Origin of the sequence: Nitriliruptor sp. (genome assembly GCF_040882075.1) — a bacterium.
Lineage (GTDB): Bacteria > Actinomycetota > Nitriliruptoria > Nitriliruptorales > Nitriliruptoraceae > Nitriliruptor.
In genome coordinates, this window is sequence record NZ_JBBEBZ010000116.1 from 1 (window position 1) to 21,916 (window position 21,916).

Consider the following 21,916-nt stretch of genomic DNA (forward strand, 5'->3'; position numbering starts at 1 on the left):
AGCCTCAGGCCCCGGGACCGGAGGATCGCGCGGTGGCAGAGCAGGACGAGCAGCCGGTCGCGCCCGGCGTCGCGGACCACGCCGATGTCGTCGCGGCCGCGGAGATCGCCGCCAACGAACGCGGCGGCGAGGCCGAACGCACCGAGGAACGCCACGCCCGACCGGACGCGGACCGGCTGTCGGACGAGGTGCTCGAACGGGTGGCGGAGCGCCGGACCGGCGCCACCGAGGCCGCCTTCTTCGACCTCGACAAGACCATCATCGCCCGGTCCTCGACCCTCATCATGGGCCGCACCTTGTTCAAGGACGGCCTGATCAGCCCGTCGACGGTGGTCCGTGGCCTGTACGCCCAGGCCGTCTACCAGCTGGTCGGTGCCGACCACGCCAAGATGGAGCAGATGCGGCGTGCCGCCCTGGACCTGACCCAGGGGTGGGATGCCGAGCGGGTGCGCACCCTCGTCCGCGAGACCGTCGAGGAGGTCATCGCCCCGCTGGTCTACGCCGAGGCGCTCGCGCTCATCACCGAGCACCAGGCCGCCGGCCGTGACGTGTGGATCATCTCCTCCTCCGGCGAGGAGATCGTCGAGCCGTTCGCCGGCTACCTCGGCGTCGAGGACGTGCTCGCGACCCGGAGCGGCATCGACGACGAGGGCCGCTACGACGGGACGCTCGAGTTCTACGCCTACGCCGGCGCGAAGGCCACCGCGATCCGTCAGGTCGCGGACGTTCGCGGCTACGACCTCGTCGACTGCTTCGCCTACTCCGACTCCATCACCGACCTCCCGATGCTGTCGGCGGTCGGACACCCGACCGCGGTCAACCCCGACCGCGAGCTGCGCGCCGCCGCGACCGCGATGGGGTGGCAGACCCAGGACTTCATCGCACCGGTCCGCCTCCGCGACCGTCTACCCGCCGTCGAGCGCAAACGCGACAAGGCCGCGGTGGGTGCCGCGCTGGCCGCAACCGTCGGCATCGTCGCTTGGCGCATCCTCGGCCGCAACGACACCGACAGCGCCGACCAGACCCTCTGAACGCCGCGAGCCCCCGCCGGAGCGAGGGCTCGAGAGGGGCGCGGTCGGTCAGCTGTAGTCGCGGTGGTAGGTGACGCGGCCGTCCTCGTCGAAGGCGATGAACGTCGCGCGCGGCAGGTCGTTCCACCGGCGCCCGGCGGCGGTGTAGGAGATGGTCCACTCCGCGGCCAGGCCGCGGTTCTCGGCGTCCTCGAAGACGTGCTTGGAGACGATGGAGATGTCCTCCTTGCCGCCGAAGTAGTCCTTCAGGTAGGCCTGGATCAGCAGGTTGCCGCGGTGGGGCGGGTTGTACGGCTCGAGGTAGAGCGCGTCGGCGGTGTACAGCTCGGGGAGGTCCGAGACGTCCTGCGCCTCGAACATGCCCGTCAGCCGCGACCAGACCTCGGCTGCGTGCCCCACGTCGTCCTCCAACGGTTCGGTGCCCGGGTCGTCATCGACGCCGGTCGGCCCCTGCACGGGGCGGGTGGACCGGCGTTCGTCCGCCGGCACGTCGGGCGGAGGATAGTCGGCGTCCGACCCCGGACCGCAACGGCACCGCGTCCGGAGCTCGGGCAGACTGCGAGCCAGACCGCCCGCCCCCGCCCCTCGGAGCCCCCGTGACCGCCACCTCGCTGCCCACCGCGACGCAGGTCCCCGCGGGGCTCGACGACGTGGCGGCGGCCCTCGCCGAAGCGATGCCGCGTACCCGCGCCTGGCTCGAGGAGCTGGTCCGCATCCCGTCGATCTCCGCGTCGGCCGATCACGCCGAGGAGTGCCGGCGTTCGGCGGAACGGACCGCGCAGCTGCTGACCGAGGCTGGCCTCGATGACGTGCGGCTGCTCGAGCTCGACCCCGACACCGAGGGCCGGGTGGTGGCCCCGTACGTGACCGGGTCGTGGTCGGGGGCCGGTGCGCACGCGCCGACGATCCTGCTCTACGCCCACCACGACGTGCAGCCCACGGCCACGGCGGCGAACTGGGCGAGCCCGCCGTTCGAACCCACCGAGCGCGACGGCCGCCTCTACGGGCGGGGCGCCGCGGACGACAAGGCCGGGATCCTCGCGCACGTCGCAGCCCTACGGGCCTGGCAGGACGCTCGCGGGCAGCTGCCGGTCAACGTCAAGGTGATCGTCGAGGGCGAGGAGGAGATCGGCTCACCGAACCTCGACCGGTTCCTGGCCGCGCACGCGGACGAGCTGCGTGCCGACGTCATCGTCCTGACCGACCTGACCAACTGGCAGGTGGGCTGGCCCGGGCTCACCTACGCGCTCCGCGGCATGGCGGAGGCGGTCGTGGACGTCCGCACCCTGGCGCAGCCGGTCCACTCGGGGATGTGGGGTGGGCCGGTGCCCGATGCCCTGACCGCCACGACGAGGCTGCTCGCGACCCTGCACGACGACCGTGGCGCGCTGACCGTGCCCGGCTTCACCGACGACGTCCGACCTCTGTCGGACGATGAACGCGGGCGGCTCGAAGCGCTCGACCTCGACGAGGACACGCTCCGCAGCGACGTGCGGCTGCTCGATGGCGTCACCACCGCCGGCGATCCGGACCGGTCGCTGCTCGAGCGGCTCTGGATGCAGCCGACGATCACCCCGGTCGGGATGGACGTGCCCCGCGTCGCCGAGGCGTCCAACACGCTGCTCTCACACGTCCGTACCAAGCTGTCGGTCCGCCTCGCTCCGGGCCAGGACCCCGAACGCGCCCTCGGCGTGTTGGTCGATCACCTCGTGGCCTCGGCCCCGTTCGGCGCGCTCGTCGAGGTGACGCTCGGGGAGCGCAACGCCGCGTGGGTGATGGAGCCGGGCGGACCGGCCTGGGACGCGGCGACCGCAGCGATGACCGCCGCCTACGGCCGCGCGCCCGCCGCTATGGGCTGCGGGGGATCGATCCCGTTCGTGCAGCCGTTCTCGGACGCGTTCGGCGGGGCGCCGTGCCTGCTGGTCGGGGTCGAGGACCCCGGGTCGAACGCCCACGGCGAGGACGAGTCGCTCCACCTCGAGGACTTCACCAAGGCCTGCCTGACCGAGGCGTTCCTGCTGGCCGAGCTGGCGGCACGTGCGGACCAGCTGCACCACGCCTGATCCGGGGCCGCCCCGATCGAGGATCGGGCAAGGGCGGTGTCAGCAGCCGGCCTCGGCAGGACGACGGCGGCCGCCGTCGTGCGTGTCGATGCGGCCAGCGAGATCGCGGAGCACCGTCGCCGTGCGTGCACGCGCGTCGCCCCGGTTCTGGCGGCGCAGCCTCGCCACCTCGGCCGACCGGTGGGCGCGGGCAGCGCGGGCCTGCGCTTCGACTCGTTGTGCGGTCATCACGGTGACCACCTCCTCGCGGTGCTCGCAGCCGACGTTCGTCGGTCTGTCGTTCGACGACCATCGAACCATAACGTCCGACGGTTGTCGAACGTAAGGGCCACCTCCGTTCGACCGATGTGCGGTGGAGGATGCCGACGCGCGCGACGCCCATCGAACCTTCGGCCCTGGAGGTACGGTGACACGGTCCGAGCACCGTCGGACGGACCGACCACCGGAGCGACCGTGCGTCTCGTGGACCTGCGTGGCTCGACCGCCACCGCCTCGTCGACCCCCGTCGAGGTCCGCGCGTCCGAGGCTGCTGAGCTGCTCCGGTTGATCGGCGTCGTGGTCGGTCACGACGACCACAGCAGCTACGACGTCGGCGCCCACCGCGTCGCCGCCCTCCGCGCCGAGCTGCCCGACGCGCTGTTCGATCGCGCCCAGGCCATCGGTGGCGGGGAGGATCGGGCGTTCCTCACCCTGTCGAACGCGGCTGCGCGGCTCCCGGCCCCCGGCGACGTCGATCAGCTCCTGACGTTGCTGGACACCGAGCCGACCCTGCCCTGGCGGATGCTGCTGTCGATCGCGACCCAGGACCTCGGGTGGGACGATGTCGCTGCCGATGCGCAGGCGCTCGCCGAAGCTGATGCCGCCCCGCTCGAGCGACTGCGGGAGCGGTGCGACCGCGACGACCAGGACTCGGAGGGGGTGCGGCGGCTGCTCGCGACCGACCCGCACGACCACGGGCGCGAGATCGCCGCGATCGTCGCCGGCGTCCGCGACGCGGTGTGGGAGCGGATCGGACCCGAGGCGATGGCCGCGATCGAGCGCGACGTCGAGCACCGACGCGCGCGGCTCACCGCGGGCGAGGACGTGGCGACGCTGGTCCTCGAGGCGACCAACGGCTACGCCCTCGAGGACGACGCCTCGGTCCGTCGCATCCTGCTGCTGCCGAGCTTCTGGTTGCGCCCGTGGATCATCGTCGACCAGCTACACGACGTGGGGACGCTCGTCCTGTCGACACCGGTCGCCGACGCGTTCGTGGCACTCCCGGCGGAGGTGCCCCCACCGAGCCTGCTGAAGCTCACCAAGGCGCTCGCGGACGAGGGCCGGCTCAAGCTGCTGCGGCGGATGACGACCGGACCGATCTCGCTCGGCGAAGCCACCGACCAGCTCGGGGTCGCCAAGGCGACGGCGCACCACCACCTCTCGATCCTGCGGCAGGCCGGGCTGGTCGTGATGCAGGGGGCGGGCCGCTCGACGCGGTACGCCCTCCGCACCGACCCGGGCGAGGCGGCGCTCGACGCGCTCAGCGCCTACGTGCCGGCTCAGAACACCAGCAACACCGACAGCGCGTAGAGACCGAGCACGAGGGCCGACTCGGTCCCGATGTTGCCGACGCCGTGCCGCTCGCGGCGGAGGAGCCCGAGGGTGATGATCGCCGTCATCGTGATGGTGATGGCGGCCACGAGCGCCGTCTCGGGCCCGACGGCGGCGTACACGCTGCCGTCCTGGTAGGCCACGTCGGCGACGACCACCAGCAGCGTGTCGAAGGTATTGCCGCCGATGACGTTCGCGACCGCGAGGGTGAGCGCGCCCGCCCGGATGGCCGCGATGCTGACCACCAGCTCCGCCAGCGACGACGACAGGCCGGTCACGAAGACCCCGACGGCCGCCTCGCCGAGCCCGGCCTCGGCGACCAGGTTCTCGCCACCGATGGCCAGCGCGAACCCCGCACCCGCCAGGACCGCGGCCATGCCCGCGAAGCGCAGCAGCAGCGGCCCGAGTTCGCTCCGGTCGACCTCGTCCTCCTCCGGGACGTCGGCCCGGGTCTCACGTGTCTCGACCGCGTGCCACATCGGGTCCCGCGTGGTCTCGTTGACCAGCCGCAGGCTGAACCCGTAGGCGGCGACGAGCACCAGGCTGCCCGGGTGCACGCCGAGCAGCGTCACGTCCGGCGACGAGAACAGGGCCAGGACCCCGCCGAGCAGCGCGATCAACACGGTGGCCTGCACGAGGTTCGGGACGGACGCCGCCGCGTGTTCGAGGTTGGCCCGGCGGTAGGTGAGGTCGGCCACCGCGAGGAAGGCGGTCTGGGACAGCACCCCGCCGAGCGCGTTGCCGACCGCGAGATCGGGCAACCCGTTCACCGCGGGGACGACCGTGGCGATGATGTCGGGCAGCGAGGTCGTCGCGCCGAGCAGGACCGCCCCGACGAAGGCCTCGCCGAGCCCGGTGAGGTCGGCGAGCCGGTCGGCCACCCGGACCATCCGCGGTCCGATCCCAGCGATGACCGCCGCCGCGACCACGACGGCCGCCACGGCCGCGGGGACGCCGAGCGCGATGGACACGGCCGTCACCCTAGGCCCGGGTGGCGTGACGAGGGCTGGGCTAGCCTCGGGGGGTGCCGCTCCGGCGGTACGAGGAGGCGTCCGGACGCCTGGTGGGTCCCGCGGCCTTCAAAGCCGACGAGGGGGCGCTTCGTCCCCTGGCGGGTTCGATTCCCGTCCGCCTCCGCTCGTGTCACCCGGCGGGTTCGATCCCCGTCCGCCTCCGCTCAGGGACGATCGCTGGTCCTCGCACGGCGTCGACGACCCCCGTTGCTGTTGCGCTCCGGCACCGGGAAGCGGTCGAGGAAGGCGCGTTCCGCCTCCTCGTCGCCGATGACGATCAGATCGGCGTCGGCCGGCAGCGGCTGGTTCGGGTCCGGCGCGGCGACGATGCCGTGGCGCTCGATCGCCAGCACGTCGCAGCCGGTGCGTTCCCCGAGGCCGATGTCGGTCAACGAGCGACCCACCATCGCATCGGGGATCGGGATCTGGAACACCTCGAGCCCCTCGGCCACCACGAGCCGCCGTTCGTCACCGATGGCGTTCCACAGCGCCGTCGCGCCGATCGAGGCGTAGGACAGCACAGCGTCCGCACCCGCCCGGTGCAGCGTCGACACGTTCCGGTCGTGGGCGGCCCGGGCGATGATCTGCACCTCGGGACGGAGCCGGCGCACGTACAGCGTGAGGTAGACGTTGATGTCGTCCTCGTGGGTGGTGACCAGCACCGCGGCGGCGTCGTGGAGACCGGCACGCTCGAGCACCTCGAGTTCGGCGGCGTCCCCGAGGACGTAGTGCTCCTCGTCGCGGATGCGCTCCGGCTGCTGCTCGACGATCCGCCACGGCATCCCCACGTCGTCCAGGGTGCGGCCAGCGGCCCGACCGACGCGTCCGCCACCGAGGATCAGGACCGGATGCTCCTTGCGAGCCTCCACCGCGTAGACCTCGTCGTAGGCCGCGAGCCGATCGTCGGTGCCGGCCAGGATCAGCACGTCGCGGTCACGCAGCTCGGTGTCGGCCCGGGTCCGCTCGAAGTCACCGCTGCGCCAGACGCCGAGCGCGTTGAGCCCGAAGCGACCGCGCAGGTCCAGCTGCCGCACGCAGCGGCCGACCAGGTCGGTGCCGGCCACGGACGCCTCGGCGATACGCAGCTGGCCGAACTCGCCGACCACGTGGGTCCGCGCGTCACCGCCGACCACGCGCCGGGCGACGGCGCGCCCGAGGAGATCGCCGAGCTGCAGGACCTGGTCGCAGCCGGCGAGTTCGAGGATGTCCACGGACGCGGACGAGTTCGCCGTCGCCACGATCGGGACGTCGGCCGAGCGCTCGCGGACGGTGAACGCGATGTTGGTGTTGGCGGTGTCCGACCGCGTCGTGGCGACCAGCGAGGCGTGCTCGACGCGGGCCCGCCGGTAGGTGTCGGGATCGTCGAGTTCGCCGCGCATCACCTCGTAGCCCTGGTCGTGGAGCCGCAGGGCCTCGTCGAGGTCCGCCACGAGCAGCACGTAGGGCAGGTTCGCCTGCTTCGCGCGGTCGATCAGGGCATCGGTCACGGCGTCGTGGTTGGTCAGCACGACGTGCCCGCTGGTCTCCCCATCGACCTGCCGCGGCGCGCGCGCCGACTCGCGCGCCTGCATCCACGGGGTGAACACGAACTGGATGAAGGCGAACGGGAGGACGACCAGGATGAACGAGGCGCCGCTGAGGAGGACCAGCATGGAGAACGCGCGGCCGAGGTCCGATTCGAAGGTGATGTCGCCGAAGCCGAGCGTCGACATCACCGTGAGGGTCCAGTAGACGCTCGTCGTCCAGGTGAACGCCCGTCCCTCCAGAGCCATCAGCTCGTGGAAGATGGCGCTGTAGGAGCCGACCAGCACCACGAACGCGACCAGCAGCCACACCAGGAGCCGCACGTTCCAGCGCCGCAGCGGCGCCGCCACCGTGCTGAGCAGCACCCCCAACGTCTTCACGCCGCACCTCTCCCGGATCCGCGAGGAAGCGACCGGAGGGTCGCCACCCCGTGGTGACGGGCGCGACCGTAGGTCAGCCGGCGGTCACACGCAGAGGTCCCGGCGCACGAAGGCCGCCATCCCGAGGGCGGCTGCGACGACGGCCAGCACGAACAGCGACCCGAAGCCCACGGGGTCGACGCCGGCGGTCAGCGGATCCTCCCCGAGGTACCACGACCACGGGGAGAGGGTGGTGAGCCAGCTCGCGTCCGAGACGATGGCGCCGATCGCGTCCGCGATGTAGGCAAGCACCGCCGCTCCCGCCCCGACGCCGAGCGCGACGCTGCGACGCCCGGTGGCCGTCCCCGCTGCGAAGGCCAGGCTCGCGAAGGCGAACGCCAGCAGCAGCCCGAGCGCGGTCGACGCGATGCCGCCGACGGCGACGTCCTCGAGGTCGATGACGGCCCACAGCGCGATGGTCACGGCGACCACCACACCCACGAGCGCCGCCAACGAGACGAACAGCGCGAGCAGCCGCTCGCGGGCGACCTGGCCCCGGGAGACCGGCGAGGTCAGCTCGAGCTCGAGCCCGCCCTCCTCCTCGAGCCCCGCGACGAGCTTGGCGCCGCGGCCGATCCCGAACACCAGCAGCAACGCGGGGCCGAGCAGCCCGAAGACGGTCGAGGTGAGGTAGCCCGAGGCCGATCCCAGCCGGTCGTACCCGAGCGCGGCGGACAGGTTCTCGGGCATGGCGTCGACCATCGACTGCATCTCGGCACCCCCCACGGCGGGGTAGAAGCTGACGTAGATGAGGGTCACCGCCGCGAGGGCCGCACCCCACAGCCCGAGCGAACGTCGCTGGTCGCGGACCACCCCGGTCAGGACGGCGAAGGTCTCAGCCACGGGTCGTCACCTCCTCGGTCCGACGGCCGTCGCCGGGCACGGCGGTCCCGTCGTCGTCATCGGTCGCCTCCACGGGGCCGCGGTAGAAGTCGAGGAACAGGTCCTCGAGCTCGCGGTCCTGCGCCGACCACCGGCGACGTCCTCCACCTCGCTCAGCACGTGCGAGGACATGAACACGGTGGCGCCGCGGTCACGGTGCTCACGCAGCAGGTCGAGGAACTCGCGCTGCAAGAGCGGATCGAGCCCGCTGGTCGGTTCGTCGAGGATGACCCGGCAGGTGGCCGATCCGCGACCGCAGCTGCGGCCCGCCGTCGCGCGGCGCGACGCCGAGGACCTCGGCACGGCCCGAGGTGGGTCGCAGGAGGTCGAGCAGCACGCGGATCGCGGTGGACTTGCCGGCGCCGTTCGGCCCGAGGAACCCGAACACCTCACCGGCCTCGACCTCGAGGTCGAGCTCGTCGAGCGCCAGGGTCCCCGAGCGGTACCGCTTCGAGAGCCGTTCGGTCCGGATGACGGCGGTCATCGCTCCGCCTCCTCGTCCGTGGCCTCGAACGCGCCCCTGATGCGCTCGTAAGCCTGGTCGGTGATGGCGCCGCGACCGAGGATCTCGAGCGCGGGCAGGAAGTAGGGCAGCGCCTGCTGCGGGTCGCCGACGAGGTCGACGTCCAACAACCGGGTCGCGTGCTCGTGGAGCACCAGGGCACCGAGCGTCCACAGGGTGAGGACCGCGGCGCGTCCGCGCGGGTCATCGGTCGGGCGCAGGAGCCCGGTCTCGACACCCTCCGCCATGTAGCCGACCGCGTCGCTGACCATCTCGTCCACGAGTTCGGCCACGTGCTCGGATCCGTCGACGAGCGTCCGCGCGAGGTAGCGCAGCAGCGGCGGACCTTCCGCCTGCTGACGCAGCGCACCGACGGGATCCATCGCGAGGCCCTGGCGCATCGCGTCGGTCTTGCCCTCCCGCACCGCCGACGCGACGTGCTGGTCGCACGCGCCCCGGAGGCCGTCCTTGGAGCCGAAGTGGTGCATGACCAGGGCGGGCGACACGTCGGCGGCGCTGGCGACCGTGCGGACGCTCGTGCCGACCACGCCGGCGTCGGCGAAGCACGCGATGGCCGCGTCCCGGATGCGGGCGCGCGCGGTCAGGTCGGCGTCGCCGCTCGACGGGGTGTCGGGGGGCGCAGCATCGGCGGGAACTGAACGCATGTTCAGCAGCCTGAACGATCGTTCAGTGCCTGTCGAGGAGAGAGGTCCCACACACCGCGTGTGTCCCGACCTGGGATAGCCATTGCCACAACGCCGCCGCGACCCAGGCCATCCACCTCCAACGCGATGACCGGTGATCGACACCTCGGTCATGGTGGCAGGCCTGGTCACCAACCACGAGTTCCACGCGCTGGCCCGTCCCTATGTCGCCGCTGCAGCACGCCACGCTCGTGCTGCCCACTCGGTAGCCGACCGTTCTCCCCCGCCACCTCGGCCAGGTCGTCGTGGCCCAGCGAGTAGAGATAGCGGGGGGCGTTACGGGGCGTCGGCGACGGCGATCTGTGCCATCGTCCACGCGTCGTAGGCCACCACGTCGTGGCCGTGAGCCGGGGTGACCACGAACACCTTCGCGGTTCCCGTGGCCATCGACGGGCGTGGCGCTTGAGCCAGTCGGTCTGTTCGACGGAGGTGCAGCTGAAGGCGTCGAGCTCGTGCGCTGGACCGAGCAGCTCGTGTGCCCGGTAGCTCACTCGACGAACGGGGAGGGCCGTGCCATCAGCTCTCGCAGACCGGCCAGCTCCCGAGCGGGACGGGAGTTGATGGCCTCCCACTCGGCTGCCGCGCGTTCAGGCAACACGAAGCGCGATTCCGGGCGTTCTGCCCCGGTCACGCGGGTCGGTTGCCAGCGAGCTCTGATGGTGCCCAGGCGGGCCAGCGGGTGTCGCCCAGCACGGCTCCGTACTGGCAGCGGGCGACCTCCACGAAGTCCTGGCCGCTCTGGCCCGAGGAGTCGTACACGCGGGTCTCGTAGGCCCGGTTCATGGCATCGACCACGTACGTCCAGAGCCGCTCGTGTCGCTGTCTGGTCTTGGCTTCAGGGACGTTGTGTCCTCCTTCGAGGACACGTTGAGCCACGCGCGCCACCGACAGGTTCACAGGCACGATCAGCACCCGTAGGTGAACTCGATAGCCAGCTTCGACCGCCCGCGTGACCAGCTCGACCTTGGACGGGTGAGAGAAGACGGACTCCGTGATGAACGAGCGCCGGTCTGCGAGGTAGCGCTCCCGCACCGCAGCCGCTTCTGCGGAAGCGTCGTAGGCACGGGCCATCTCCTCGCCGGGCCAACGCAACGCAGCGATCCGGTCGGCGTTGACGAAGTCCAGACCGGTCGCCGCCAGCACCTGCTCGTAGAAGGTGGTCTTGCCTGCACCGTTGGGGCCGGCCAACAGGTACAGGTCTGGGGACGAGCTCACCGCTGCTCGACGGTCCCGTCAGGCAGGTGCCGGACGACGTTGCCGTCCTCATCGAGGGTGATGACCGGCTGTCCGGCTGCACGTTTGTCGGCCGCGATGTCGGTCGAGGCCAGCGAAGCATCCATCTCCTGGTCCCAGGCGGTGCGCACCAGCGCCTGCTCATCTGCGGGGAGGCTGTCGTAGTCCCGCCCGGCGAGAAGACCCTGCGCCGTCCGACGGCGCTCACGGAGCTCGAGCAGCGCGATGGCTTCGACTTCGCTACCGACCTTGGCCCAGTGCGACAGCTGCTCGGCCACGGTGCGACCCGTCAGAGACGCAGCGGCCTTCGCGGCGGCGTACACGTCCTTGTTGACCCGAGTCGGGGTTGCAGCGGTTGAACCCATACTCGCGGCCTTCCGTTTGTAGCAGCGTGCTACACATCTTACCGCAGACGTGCTGATGCAGCCAGCAAGAAGCTATCGCAGGATAATGTTAGATCATCGTGGATAGCGGCACGAGATACACGCGTCGCCATGTCGCTATCGGACAGTAATGTAAAGTCAAGCCGGTAGCGAAGGGTTCTGCATGACAGCACGGAGGTGGCCGACGGGACCGCGCACCATCTTCTTCTCGGGCGAGGTGTCACGCCCGACGGTCGCGCAGGCCCGCAAGGACGGCCAGGTCGTGCGGCTCGCTGCCGGGGTCTGGTCAGCGGACGTGCACTCGGCACCCGAGGACATCGTCGCGGAGAACCTGTGGCGCATCGTCGCCAAGTTCTGCCCGGACGCGATCCTCGTCGATCGGACCGCAGCCCGCGGCGGACTCATCGACGGTGGCGTGCTCACGGTGGCGACCGACGAGCGGACCACGCCGTTGGCGCTGCCTGGCGTCACGGTGCTGGTCCGCCCGCGGGTGGAGCACCCCTCGGACACCTCGTGGGCGGCAGACTTGCGCGGGTCGACGCCGGCGCGTGCGTTGGTCGACAACCTGGCTGAGTCCCGCGGCCGCCCCGGCCGGCCGGGGCGCACGCTGGCACGCGCCGAGCTCGAAGACTGGGTCGCGCAGAAACGGTTGGCGTGGGGCGCAGACCGGTTCGCGGTGCTCGAGCAGGACGCGGTCCAGGTCGCCGAGGACCTCGACGTCGACCCGGATCTGGTCCGAGAGCTGGTCGGGGCCGTGTCGGGTGCGTCCACGGCCGCGCCGGCCCGCGGCGTGTTCGCCCGTGCGGCGCTCGACGGCCGGGCGTGGGACGAGCGGCGGGTGGCGATGTTCACCACGGCGGTCGGGCACCTGCCGCAGCTGGACGTCGAACCGCTCGAGCCGCCGGCCGAGGACGGGGAGCTGCCGTTCTACGAGGCGTACTTCTCGAACTACATCGAGGGCACCGAGTTCACCATCGAGGAAGCCCGCGAGATCATCGAGACGCAGACCCCTCCGGCCCGTCGCGCGGCCGACGGCCACGACATCCTCGGCACCCACCGGTGCGTTGTCGACCCGATCGGGCGTGCCGCCACCGACGCCGACCCTGAGGCGGCGATCGAGCTGATGCGGGCACGGCATCGCGCCCTGATGGTGGGGCGGCCCAACATCGGGCCAGGCCACTTCAAGGACCGCAGCAACCGTGCCGGCGCGACCCAGTTCGTCGCGCCGGATCTGGTCTACGGCACCCTGCTGGAAGGGCTGCGGCTGGCTCCACAGATCGCCCCTGGGTTCTGTCGTGCGGTGTACGTGATGTCGGTCGTCTCGGAGGTGCACCCCTTCACCGACGGCAACGGCCGCGTCGGCCGGCTGATGATGAACGCGGAGCTGTCAACGGTTGGCCTGTGCCGCATCGTCATCCCGACAGTGCTCCGCAACGAGTACATCGCGGCGCGGCGTCGGTTCTCCAACCACGACGGGGACCCGGCCGCGTTGGTCCCGGTGCTGCGGCTGGCGTGGCGGTGGACCGCCGCCATGCCGTGGACCGACCGGGCGGCTGTCGATGGCCAGATGGTGGCAACGAACGCGCTGATGGATTCCACCGACGCGGCGAACGAGCGGGTGCACCTGACCCTGCCGTGACCTGGGTCGGATGTGGAACGAAGTGAGCGGCGGCTCGCCCCGTGTGATCTCGTTGAGAAGAAGTCGTCGTCGGCAACGGCCGGTGACAACGTGGCGATAGCGGGCGTAGTGGCCTGATCTCGGACTGGTACAGGGGCGTCGGATCGCCTCGGTAGCCGATGACGGCACGGCGTGGGCGTCATGAAGAGCAGAGCACCGCTTCTCCGGGTGTCACGGGCGCAGCATCTGCTCAGGAGGTCGGTCGGTTCTCGTGCGTCGGCGCTCGCCAGCCTCGTCCTTGGGCACCGCGAGGAGCGCGGTGACGATCGTCGCGCTGGTCAGCGCCAAGCTCACGGTCGCCTCCCACCAGACGACGGTGTCGCCGGTACAGCCACCTTCGATGACGTCGGAGTCGGGACCGTCCACCCGAGAGGTGACGTTGTCGGGATCACGGTCGATGATGATCTCCCCGGTCTGGAGCTTCTCGTAGCAGACGGGATCCTCGTGAACGACCAGAGCGATGAAGGCTGCGACCAGCAGCAGGGGGCAGCCGGCAACCGCCACCATCGAGCGGTGACGGTGCTGGGCGGTGGACAGCCCCGCGTACGCGATGCCGTAGATGAGGCCGACCGGGGCGAGCAGGAAGCTATGGAGCGAGAAGGGGAAGACGGCGAGGATGCCTGCCGCTATCGCTGCGACCAGGAGCAGCGGATGGCGGCTGCGCAGGCCAGCGAGCGCGAGCAGGGCGGGGGTCGCGTAGATCGCGGCGATCGGGATGGGTCGCAGCGGATCGAGCACAGGATCGGAGGCGACGAGCCCCTGGGCTCCGTAGGCCGCGATGGCCCCGGCGTGGACAACGACCGCCGCAACCGTGACCGCCCTCAAGGTGGTGTCTCGTCTCGCGCTCACGGTTCCCTACGTTCCTTCCGCATGCGGTGCTGCGCTGTCGACGGCCCCGAGGACTCAGAGTAGGAACGCGCCTCCCATGAGGGCCACGGACACCACGAGCACGACAGATCCCGCCCGTCGGTAGCGGCGGGAGAAAGTGAGCAGGCCACCGACGGCCAAACCGGCCATCAGCACCGGAGCGAGAAGACGTACGCGCTGTCTTCGACGAACATGGGACCTCCAGAGGCCTGATGACGCCTCCTTCGCCGGCGGTGGCGCCGTCTCCTGCTCGCCCACACCCCGCATGTTGCACGACCGGGGATCTCACCAGCACGCCGACGTCGAAAGTGTCATGCGAGGCGGCCGTCGTCGCCCCAGACGATCAGAGGGGAACGGCCCGGGTGGCGATGATCGGCTCCATGGACACCGTGTGCTGGGACGACCGCGGAGCCGACCTCCGGGGCGCTCCCGCGGAAGCGCCCCGGACCTGCGCGTAACCGCCGTGTTCTGCAGTGGTGGAGCGCGAGATCGTCCCGAGATGGATCGGCCATCCCGCGCCATGCACGCTCGCCACGAACGCCGTCCGGACGGAACTGAACCGCTCACCCGTGCGCAGGATGTGGCTCACCTGCAAACAGATCCTTCAGCTCAGCTGTCGGCGTACAGGTCGTCGATCGTCGGCGCGTACTTGTCGTGGATGACCGAGCGCTTGAGCTTCAGCGACGGGGTCAGCTCCTCGGACTCCGCCGTCCACTCGTTCGGGACGATCGCCCAGCGACGCACCTGTTCGACCCGCGCCAGCGAGGCGTTGCCCTCGTCGACAGCGCGTTGCACCTCGGCGAGCACCTTCGGTTCGGCCGCGGCGGCCTCGACGGAGCTGAAGGTGACGTCGTTCTGGTAGCACCAGAGCGGCAGCATCTCAGCGTCGAGCACCACCAGCGCGCTGATGAACGGTCGGCCGTCACCGACGGCACAGAGCTGGCCGATGATGATCGACCGCTGCTTGATCGACTCCTCGACGTTGTTCGGCGACAGGTTCTTGCCGCCGGCGGTGATGATCAGCTCCTTCTTGGGGCCGACGATGGTCAGGTACCCGTCCTCGAGCCGGCCGAGGTCACCGGTGTGCAACCAACCGTCGGGATCGATGGCCTCGGCGGTCGCCTCGTCACGGCGCCAGTAGCCGGGGGTGATGTGTGGTCCCCGGGCCAGCACCTCGCCGTCGGCGGCGACCTCGACCTCGGTCCCGGGCACCGGTTCCCCGACGGTGCCGATGCGGACCCGTCCCGGTCGGTTGGCGGTGATGACCGCCGTCGACTCGGTCATCCCGTAGACCTCGAGGATCTCGATGCCGATGGCCTTGAAGAAGATCAGCAGGTCGGCGCTGATCGGCGCCGCGCCCGACAGCGAGTACTTCAGCTGGTCGAAGCCGAGCTTCTCGCGGATCTTGGTGAACACCACCTTGTCGAACGCCGCGTGCTGCAGCCGCAGCTTGAGCGGGACCTTCTCACCGCGCATCTCGAGCTCGACCGCCTCCATCCCGATCGCGATCGCCTTCTGGGCGACCTTGCGGCGGCGTTCGTCCTCCTCGGCGTCGATGCCGGCACGCAGCGCGGCGTGCATCTTCTCCCACACCCGCGGGACGGCCATGAGCGACTGTGGACGCGACTGCAGGAGGGTCGGGAGCAGGTTGGCGATCTCCTGCACGAACGACACCGTGCCGGCGTACTGGATGGCGAGGTAGTGGGTCGCCATCCGTTCGGCGATGTGCGCCAGCGGGAGGTAGGACACCGACCGCTGACCCGGCTGGACGTCGAGGAACTCCTGGGTGACCTCCATCTGGAACAGCAGGTTGCGGTGGGTCAGCACCACGCCCTTCGGCGGACCCGTCGTGCCGGAGGTGTAGATGAGCGTCAGCGGGTCGTCCGGCGAGACCGACCGCCAAGCGTTGTCGAGCTCACCGCGGCCACCGGCGAGCGCGCTCGCCCCGTCGGTCAGCAGCTGCTCGTAGGTGGTCACGGTCGGGTCGGAGGTGTCGACGCCGGCCGCTTCGATGACGACGATGCGCTCGAGGTTCGGCAGCTGGTCGCGGACCTGCTGCCAGGTCGCGAGGACGGCAGCGTCCTCGACGATCGCGACCTTGGCGTCGCAGTTGCCGGCGACGTAGGCGACCTGGTCGGGGGCGAGGGTGTTGTAGACCGACACCGGGGTGGCGCCGGCCAGCAGCGTCCCGACGTCGGCGATGACGTGCTCGGGGCGGTTGGTGATCATCAACGCCACGAGATCGCCGTGGTCGACCCCGAACCGCCGGAGCGCCATCGCCACCCGGCTGGCCTCGTCCTCGTACTCGCCCCACGTCCGCGTCCGGAACGACCCGTCGGGCCGGGCCACGACCAACGCGGGCTGGCCACGGTGAGCGTCGACCGTGGCGCGGAACACGTCGAGGAGGGTGCGACCCTCGATCCGTTCGAGGTGCCGCTGCCGTTCGGTGGCCACCTCGTCGTCGACCGTCGCTACCGCCACATCCGTCACCGCGTACCCCTCATCGAGCTCCGGGTGCACGCGGACGCGTGCACCCACTCCCGCCGGGGAGTCGAGCCCACCGACCCCCGGACGGTCAAGGGCGGGCGCGGCCCGCGGAGGGCGGCGGGCGGTCCCTACAGGACGGCGTCGACGGCAGCGACGATGAACAGCACCGCGAGGTAGACCGTCGAGTAGTGGAACAGCCGCATCGCATCGGCCACCGTGCGGGTCCGCCGGAGCCGGTGGGCGTACCGCAGCCACCCGACGGTCAGGCCGAGCGACACGACGGTGTACAGCCAACCCGCGTCGAGCCCGACCGTCGACAGCAGCACCACCGACAGCAGCAGGTAGCTGTAGAGCAGGATCTGGCGCGTCGTCTCGTCGTTGCCGTGGGTGACCGGCAGCATCGGCAGGCCCGCCCGCGCGTAGTCCTCGCGGTACTTCATCGCCAGCACCCAGAAGTGCGGGGGCTGCCACCAGAACATCACCGCGAAGAGCAGCCAGGGCCGCACGTCGGCCAGCGTCGCGCCGGGGACGGCGGCCCAGCCGGTCAGCACCGGCATGCAGCCGGCGATACCTCCGATCACCACGGCTTGGGAGCTGCGGCGCTTCAGGCCGAGCGTGTAGACGAACACGTAGAAGAGGATGGCGAAGGTCGCCAGCGCGGCCGCGAGCAGGTTGACGAGCACGGCGAGCCAGACGAACCCGACCACCCCGAGGACGATCCCGAGCACCAGGGCGCCGCGCGGCGACACCTCGTCGGCTGCCGTCGGTCGGGCTGCGGTCCGCGCCATCAGCCGGTCGATGTCGCGATCGCAGTAGTTGTTGAGCGCGTTGGCGCTGGCAGCCGAGAGCGCCCCCCCGAGCACCGTGGCGATGACCAGCCAGGTCGACGGCCACCCGCCCTCGGCGACGACCATCGACGGAACGGTGGTGATCAGCAGCAGCTCGATGATGCGTGGCTTGGTCACCAGCACGTAGCGGCGGAGCTGATCGCGGGTGCCGGCGCGGCCCTCGTAGCGACCCTCGTCGTGCATCGGCCCGACGGTCCGATCGTCGGCAGGCACGGGGGCTTCCTGCGCGTCCGCGGCGACCGTGGCGCGCGACGGGGTGTCCTCGGCCGGGCTCACGCGGACGAGGCGTGCGGGTCCGGGGTCCGCGCCTCACGCCACTGCCGCCACCCGATCACGCCGACCACGAGGGCGACGGCCGTCGCGCTGAGGTAGAGCACCGCGTGGACCCCGACGAAGGCCGCGGAGAAGTCACCCGCGTCCGCGATCAGGTTGCGTGCCCGGGTCGCCCAGACCCAGACGTTGAAGACCGCAGCCGCGAGCAGCACGAGCCCGCGCCGTCGGTGGGCGGCGCGGGGGACGCGGATCGCTTCGGACGCGGCTGAAGCAGCGACGTCGGTGGTCACGGGGGGACCTACCTTGCGCCCCCGATCGAGGCGCTCTCTGCGCCCGTGCGGGGCGTCTGACGGTGCGGACGACGGTCGCTCGATGGTACGGCACGGGCCGCGAACCCCGTGACGGGACGGGCCGTCGGTAGGCTCCCCGCCATGTCTCCCTCCTCCGGGCCCGCCGTCCGCGATCGCCTCGTGCAGCTCGCTGTGGCCGCGCTGGCGACCAACGTGATGATCGTCTTCACCGGTGGCCTGGTCCGGGTCACGGGGTCGGGTCTCGGGTGTCCCACCTGGCCGACGTGCGACGGCGAGACCGTGGTGCCGCGACCCGGTGGCGACCACGCGACGTGGCAGACGGGCGTGGAGTTCGGCAACCGGCTGCTGACCTTCGTGGTGCTCGCCGTCGCGGTGGCGCTCGCCTTCGAGATCCGCCGCCACGGCCACGACCTCCCGGCCCGACTGCGGCTGCTCGGTTGGGCGCTGCCGGCCGGTGTCGTCGCCCAGGCCCTGCTCGGCGGCCTCACCGTCCTGGCGGAACTGCACCCCCTGATCGTCGCGGCGCACTTCCTGCTGTCGATGGTGCTGATCGCGATCGCCGCCGCGCTGTGGCAGCGGGCTCGCGAGCACGCTGGTCGGGTCGAGGTCCACGTCGACGACGGACCGGTGGACGGCTACGTCGCGGGCGGGTTGCGGTGGGCGACGACCGCCTTGGCGGTCGCCGCCGGCGCGGTGCTCATCCTCGGCACCCTCGTGACGGCTTCAGGCCCGCACGCGGGCGACCCCGGGACCCCCCGGCTCGGGCTCGACATCCGGTTCGCAGCGATCGCCCACGCCGATGCGGTGTGGTTGCTGGTCGGGCTCACCGTGGCGCTCGTGGCCGTGACCTGGCGGCACGGGCCCCCGGGGCTGCGACGGGCGGTCCGTGTGTTGCTCGCCCTCGAACTCGTCCAGGGCACGATCGGCTACACCCAGTACGCGACCGGGATCCCTCCGGCGCTCGTGGCCGTGCACATCCTCGGCGCGGCGGTCGTGTGGGCGACGGCCGTGACCGTGTGGGTCCGCGCACGTCCGCAGCTCGTCCCTGCACCCGCCGAGACCACGCCAGCGCCCGCTGCGTCGTGAACGACGGTGGGGAGGCCGGGGTCGACCTCGATCTCCCTCGCGCGCTGAGCCACGATGGCCCGCTGTCGCTGGTGGTCGTCGCGGATTCGACCGCGTTCACCGACCACCTCGGCCCCCAGCTGCCATCGACGCGGCACCTCTACCCGCAGGTCGCGGCTCGCCAGCTGAGCGAACGGCTCGGCCGTGAGGTGATCGCGACCGTGATCGCGCGACCGGGGATGACGGTGCGGGATGCCGTGCGGACGGTCACCAAGGACCAGCACGTCCAGTTCGACGTCGTGGCGGCGGCTGACGCGGTGGTGGTGGGCGTCGGCTCGTTCGACCACGCTCCGGCGGGGGTCCCGCCGTCGGTGGAGGTCCTGTCCGCCTACCTGCGGCCCACCGCGGTCCGGCGCCAGGTCCGCCGCGTGCTCAAGGCCAGCTACCCGTGGCTGGTGAACGCCACCGGCGGTCGCCGGACACGGACACCGATCGGTGAGTTCGATCGGCTGTTCATCGAGCTCCTCGAGCACCTTCGCGGGCTGACCTGGGGCAGGGTCGCTGGCGCCGCCGTCGGCCCCACATCGCACCGATCGCGCTACTACGGCCGCGGGCACCCCACCCACCCGCAGCGGCAGGCGCACCAGCTCGCGCTCGCGGAGCAGCACGGCTTCGTCGGGGTCGCCTCGTGGCCGTTGGTCGAACCCCACGCCGGGGAGCTCAACGTCGACGGCATCCACTGGCCCGTCGCCGCGCACGCGGCCGTCGGCGCGGCGGTGGCGGATGCGCTCCTGCCCGCACTCGAGGGACGCGCACCGACGGTGGGCCTGCCAGCGACGGCCGCCGCCGCGCTCGGCCGCGACCGGTAGGGGCCGCGCCACGACGGCGGAGGCCCTCCCCGTGGGGAGGGCCTCCGCCGCTTCAGGGACGCGGGACGATCACTCGGCCGCAGCGAGCGTCCCGACGCCGTCCATGTTCGAGTGGATCGCGCAGAAGAAGTAGAACTCCTCGGGCAGCTCGTCGAGCGGGGCCTCGGAGACGAACCACTCCTGCGCGGGACCGGTGATGACCTCGCTCGCGACCAGTTCGTCACCCGGCGCCGGGCTGTCCGCCGAACCGTCGAGGGTGGTGAGGACGACGTTGTGGGGCACACCGGCCTCGAGGTTGTCGAACAGGTAGGCGATGGTCTCCTCGGCCTCGCTCGGCGTGAACTCCCAGGTGTCGGTGGGCTCACAACCACCGGCGTCGTCGGGCAGGCAGAACTCGTTGGAGTTCTCCGCAGCGATGACCGGGGCGTCCTCCGGCACGACCGTGAGCGGCTGCACGTTGCGCATCTGGTCCGCCGGGTCGATCCCACCGATGAGGCTCGTGGCGATCAGTCCGCCCACCAGCAGCGGCAGTACCCCGGCGCCGACGGCCGCGAAACGCTGGCCGCGGTCGAGCCGGTCGCGGGACGCCAGCAGCGAGACGCTGAACAGCACGCCTCCGGCGGCGAGGGCCGCGAGGACGAGCGCGCCGGTCTTGGTGTTGAACAGCAGGAGGGTGGCGATCAGGCCGATGAACAGCACCATGACGCCGAGGACGGCGAGCGGGACCAGCAGCGCGTGCTTGGCGGTGCGCGGCCCGGAGTTCGGGCGGTCGGTCGTGGTGGTCACGAGGAGCTCCTCAGAGGGCCGGCGCGCTGGCGAACAACATCACGGTCAACGTGACGGCGTAGAGGCTGATCGCGAGCCCGAGGCCGCCGTACAGCATGCGGCTGTACATCGCGTTGTCGAACTTGAGGTGCATGAAGAAGTTGGCGACCATCACGAACTTGATGGTCATCAGGCCGATGAGCATCGGGATCGCGAGCGGCCCGAAATCGACCACGTAGGTCGAGATCTCGAGTGCGGTCAGCACCGCGAGGGCCAGCGCGATCTGCACGTACTCACGTGGCGACGGCCCGTGGTGTGCCGGCGCGCTCGCCGTCGGCTCGGGGGTGGTCTCGGTCGCGCTCACGGGCGTCCCTCCTCGAGGTGGAGCTGGTTCACGCTGCCGCCTCCATGGCCAGGTCGGGGATCAGGTAGACGACGGTGAAGATGACGACCCAGATGATGTCGACGAAGTGCCAGTACAGGCCGATCATCTCGGTCTTGACGTGCTGGCCGGGCTTGACCTTGCCGGTGACCGACAGCGCGTAGAGGCCGAGCAGCATCAGGATGCCGAGGAACACGTGCAGTCCGTGGAAACCGGTCAGGACGAAGAAGCTCGACGCGAAGGGGCTCTGGGTCAGGTTCAGCCCCTCGCGGTAGAAGACGGTGAACTCGAAGACCTGCCCGCCGAGGAACACCATCCCCTGTCCGGCGGTCGCCAGGATCCACAGCCGCATCCGACGCATGTCGCCCTGGGTGTGCGCGTGGTGGGCGAGCACCATGGTCAGCGAGCTCATCAGCAGCACGAAGGAGCTGATCGAGGTGAAGGGGATGTCGAAGATCTCGACGCCTGGGCCGCTCCCGGTGGCGTCCAGGTAGAGCAGGTAGGCCGAGATGAAGGCCCCGAAGAACAGGAACTCCGAGCCGAGGAAGGTCCACATCGCCAGCTTGCGGTGGTCCAGCCCCAGCGTGGTCCCGTGTGCGTCGGCGCTCACGGCGTCTCCTCGTGTCGTGTGCCTGCCGTCCGACGCGGGGTCAGAGGGCGGCACCGGGTCGTGCGGTCGGTCGTCGGTCCTGCGGCCTCAGCCCTAGTGCGCTGCGAGCGGTTCGGGGTCGTCGTCGCCCTCGGCCAACGGCTCGATGATCCAGCCGAAGAACCCGCAGATCATCCACAGGACACCGGCGGCGATCGCGATCTTGCCGCCGACCGACGCGTGCGCGAGCAACCCGTAGCCGAGCGGCAGCATCCCGGCGGTCATCACCACCGGCCAGTACGACGGATCGGGCATGTGGATGTGCTCCTCCGCCACCTCGTCACCGGGGTGATCCGCGGACGCACCCGCCGGAACGGCCACCGGCGCGCCGGTCTCGTCCTCGGCGTACTTGCGGTGCCAGAACTCGTCGCGGTGGGT

Annotated in this window: 22 protein-coding genes, 1 tRNA gene and 2 pseudogenes; 7 read left to right on the forward strand and 18 right to left on the reverse strand. The window is 71.1% G+C overall.

Features of this window, described 5'->3' with window-relative positions; all coding sequences use genetic code 11:
* Positions 1-32 precede the first annotated feature (32 nt).
* Positions 33-1,031, forward strand: a complete 999-nt coding sequence (locus WEB03_RS06790) for an HAD family hydrolase (RefSeq protein WP_368070193.1) — start codon at positions 33-35, stop codon at positions 1,029-1,031.
* Between the two features lie 48 nt (positions 1,032-1,079).
* Here the strand turns inward: WEB03_RS06790 and WEB03_RS06795 are convergent, their stop codons facing one another.
* The gene (locus WEB03_RS06795) at positions 1,080-1,430 is read right to left on the reverse strand and encodes a nuclear transport factor 2 family protein (RefSeq protein ID WP_368070194.1); all 351 of its coding nucleotides are present in this window, start codon (positions 1,428-1,430) and stop codon (positions 1,080-1,082) included.
* Between the two features lie 197 nt (positions 1,431-1,627).
* On the opposite strand from WEB03_RS06795, the gene WEB03_RS06800 reads away from it, so the two are divergent.
* Entirely contained in the window at positions 1,628-3,094 is a 1,467-nt protein-coding gene (locus tag WEB03_RS06800) for a M20/M25/M40 family metallo-hydrolase (protein WP_368070195.1), read from the forward strand.
* Positions 3,095-3,133: 39 nt separating this feature from the next.
* Here the strand turns inward: WEB03_RS06800 and WEB03_RS06805 are convergent, their stop codons facing one another.
* Positions 3,134-3,322 (reverse strand): hypothetical protein, encoded by a 189-nt coding sequence (locus WEB03_RS06805; RefSeq protein ID WP_368070196.1) that lies wholly within the window; start codon positions 3,320-3,322, stop codon positions 3,134-3,136.
* A 225-nt stretch (positions 3,323-3,547) separates the two neighbouring features.
* Between WEB03_RS06805 and WEB03_RS06810 the strand changes: the two genes are divergently transcribed.
* Positions 3,548-4,663 (forward strand): ArsR/SmtB family transcription factor, encoded by a 1,116-nt coding sequence (locus WEB03_RS06810; RefSeq protein WP_368070197.1) that lies wholly within the window; start codon positions 3,548-3,550, stop codon positions 4,661-4,663.
* On the opposite strand, the gene WEB03_RS06815 is transcribed toward WEB03_RS06810, so the two are convergent.
* Positions 4,633-5,655: a sodium:calcium antiporter gene (locus tag WEB03_RS06815; RefSeq protein ID WP_368070198.1), complete on the reverse strand. Its 1,023-nt coding sequence runs from the start codon at positions 5,653-5,655 to the stop codon at positions 4,633-4,635. The genes WEB03_RS06810 and WEB03_RS06815 overlap by 31 nt on opposite strands.
* Positions 5,656-5,728: 73 nt before the next feature.
* Between WEB03_RS06815 and WEB03_RS06820 the strand changes: the two genes are divergently transcribed.
* A tRNA-Sec gene (locus WEB03_RS06820) sits at positions 5,729-5,821 on the forward strand.
* Positions 5,822-5,861: 40 nt separating this feature from the next.
* Here WEB03_RS06820 and WEB03_RS06825 read toward each other — a convergent pair.
* The 7 genes and pseudogenes from WEB03_RS06825 to WEB03_RS06855 all read right to left on the reverse strand — a co-directional run bounded on the left by WEB03_RS06825 (position 5,862) and on the right by WEB03_RS06855 (position 11,326).
* Positions 5,862-7,601: a TrkA family potassium uptake protein gene (locus WEB03_RS06825; protein ID WP_368070199.1), complete on the reverse strand. Its 1,740-nt coding sequence runs from the start codon at positions 7,599-7,601 to the stop codon at positions 5,862-5,864.
* Between the two features lie 84 nt (positions 7,602-7,685).
* Positions 7,686-8,483: an ABC transporter permease subunit gene (locus tag WEB03_RS06830; RefSeq protein WP_368070200.1), complete on the reverse strand. Its 798-nt coding sequence runs from the start codon at positions 8,481-8,483 to the stop codon at positions 7,686-7,688.
* A 141-nt stretch (positions 8,484-8,624) separates the two neighbouring features.
* Positions 8,625-9,006, reverse strand: a pseudogene (locus tag WEB03_RS06835) (ATP-binding cassette domain-containing protein); the annotation flags it as partial.
* Positions 9,003-9,689 (reverse strand): TetR family transcriptional regulator, encoded by a 687-nt coding sequence (locus tag WEB03_RS06840; protein WP_368070201.1) that lies wholly within the window; start codon positions 9,687-9,689, stop codon positions 9,003-9,005. The pseudogene WEB03_RS06835 and the gene WEB03_RS06840, both read right to left, overlap by 4 nt.
* Positions 9,690-10,215: 526 nt before the next feature.
* The gene (locus WEB03_RS06845) at positions 10,216-10,359 is read right to left on the reverse strand and encodes a hypothetical protein (RefSeq protein WP_368070202.1); all 144 of its coding nucleotides are present in this window, start codon (positions 10,357-10,359) and stop codon (positions 10,216-10,218) included.
* Positions 10,356-10,943: a zeta toxin family protein gene (locus WEB03_RS06850; protein ID WP_368070203.1), complete on the reverse strand. Its 588-nt coding sequence runs from the start codon at positions 10,941-10,943 to the stop codon at positions 10,356-10,358. The genes WEB03_RS06845 and WEB03_RS06850 overlap by 4 nt, the downstream gene beginning before the upstream one ends.
* The gene (locus tag WEB03_RS06855) at positions 10,940-11,326 is read right to left on the reverse strand and encodes a hypothetical protein (RefSeq protein ID WP_368070204.1); all 387 of its coding nucleotides are present in this window, start codon (positions 11,324-11,326) and stop codon (positions 10,940-10,942) included. Before WEB03_RS06855 ends, WEB03_RS06850 begins: the two co-directional genes overlap by 4 nt.
* 181 nt (positions 11,327-11,507) lie before the next feature.
* Between WEB03_RS06855 and WEB03_RS06860 the strand changes: the two genes are divergently transcribed.
* Positions 11,508-12,983 carry a Fic family protein gene (locus WEB03_RS06860; RefSeq protein WP_368070205.1) on the forward strand — a complete coding sequence of 492 codons (1,476 nt, stop codon included), beginning with the start codon at positions 11,508-11,510 and terminating at the stop codon, positions 12,981-12,983.
* Between the two features lie 210 nt (positions 12,984-13,193).
* On the opposite strand, the gene WEB03_RS06865 is transcribed toward WEB03_RS06860, so the two are convergent.
* The 4 genes from WEB03_RS06865 to WEB03_RS06880 form a co-directional block, all read right to left on the reverse strand.
* Complete coding sequence (locus tag WEB03_RS06865; protein WP_368070206.1) at positions 13,194-13,871, reverse strand: hypothetical protein; 678 nt, start codon at positions 13,869-13,871, stop codon at positions 13,194-13,196.
* A 627-nt stretch (positions 13,872-14,498) separates the two neighbouring features.
* Positions 14,499-16,370, reverse strand: a complete 1,872-nt coding sequence (locus tag WEB03_RS06870; protein WP_368070207.1) for a long-chain fatty acid--CoA ligase — start codon at positions 16,368-16,370, stop codon at positions 14,499-14,501.
* 134 nt (positions 16,371-16,504) lie between these two features.
* A complete protein-coding gene (locus tag WEB03_RS06875) occupies positions 16,505-17,437 on the reverse strand; it encodes a heme o synthase (RefSeq protein ID WP_368070208.1) in 933 nt (310 codons plus the stop codon).
* A 59-nt stretch (positions 17,438-17,496) separates the two neighbouring features.
* A complete protein-coding gene (locus WEB03_RS06880) occupies positions 17,497-17,787 on the reverse strand; it encodes a hypothetical protein (RefSeq protein WP_368070209.1) in 291 nt (96 codons plus the stop codon).
* Between the two features lie 141 nt (positions 17,788-17,928).
* On the opposite strand from WEB03_RS06880, the gene WEB03_RS06885 reads away from it, so the two are divergent.
* Together WEB03_RS06885 and WEB03_RS06890 are read left to right on the forward strand one after the other, a co-directional pair.
* On the forward strand, positions 17,929-18,894 hold the full coding sequence (locus WEB03_RS06885; RefSeq protein ID WP_368070210.1) for a heme A synthase: 966 nt from the start codon (positions 17,929-17,931) through the stop codon (positions 18,892-18,894).
* Positions 18,891-19,742, forward strand: a complete 852-nt coding sequence (locus tag WEB03_RS06890) for a hypothetical protein (protein WP_368070211.1) — start codon at positions 18,891-18,893, stop codon at positions 19,740-19,742. Before WEB03_RS06885 ends, WEB03_RS06890 begins: the two co-directional genes overlap by 4 nt.
* 69 nt (positions 19,743-19,811) lie before the next feature.
* Here WEB03_RS06890 and WEB03_RS06895 read toward each other — a convergent pair whose 3' ends face one another.
* From WEB03_RS06895 to WEB03_RS06910, 4 genes and pseudogenes are all read right to left on the reverse strand, one after another.
* Positions 19,812-20,528, reverse strand: a complete 717-nt coding sequence (locus WEB03_RS06895) for a hypothetical protein (protein WP_368070212.1) — start codon at positions 20,526-20,528, stop codon at positions 19,812-19,814.
* Positions 20,529-20,538: 10 nt separating this feature from the next.
* Positions 20,539-20,871 (reverse strand): cytochrome C oxidase subunit IV family protein, encoded by a 333-nt coding sequence (locus tag WEB03_RS06900; RefSeq protein ID WP_368070213.1) that lies wholly within the window; start codon positions 20,869-20,871, stop codon positions 20,539-20,541.
* A gap of 28 nt (positions 20,872-20,899) precedes the next feature.
* Complete coding sequence (locus tag WEB03_RS06905; RefSeq protein ID WP_368070214.1) at positions 20,900-21,499, reverse strand: heme-copper oxidase subunit III; 600 nt, start codon at positions 21,497-21,499, stop codon at positions 20,900-20,902.
* A gap of 93 nt (positions 21,500-21,592) precedes the next feature.
* A pseudogene (locus WEB03_RS06910) lies at positions 21,593-21,916 on the reverse strand (hypothetical protein); the annotation flags it as partial.

Bases quoted from the DNA above. Each gene is read 5' to 3' on its own strand.
- WEB03_RS06805 (WP_368070196.1), bottom strand. From the start codon at position 3,322: ATGACCGCACAACGAGTCGAAGCGCAGGCCCGCGCTGCCCGCGCCCAC.
- WEB03_RS06840 (WP_368070201.1), bottom strand. From the start codon at position 9,689: ATGCGTTCAGTTCCCGCCGATGCTGCGCCCCCCGACACCCCGTCGAGC.
- WEB03_RS06855 (WP_368070204.1), bottom strand. From the start codon at position 11,326: ATGGGTTCAACCGCTGCAACCCCGACTCGGGTCAACAAGGACGTGTAC.
- WEB03_RS06860 (WP_368070205.1), top strand. From the start codon at position 11,508: ATGACAGCACGGAGGTGGCCGACGGGACCGCGCACCATCTTCTTCTCG.
- WEB03_RS06885 (WP_368070210.1), top strand. From the start codon at position 17,929: ATGTCTCCCTCCTCCGGGCCCGCCGTCCGCGATCGCCTCGTGCAGCTC.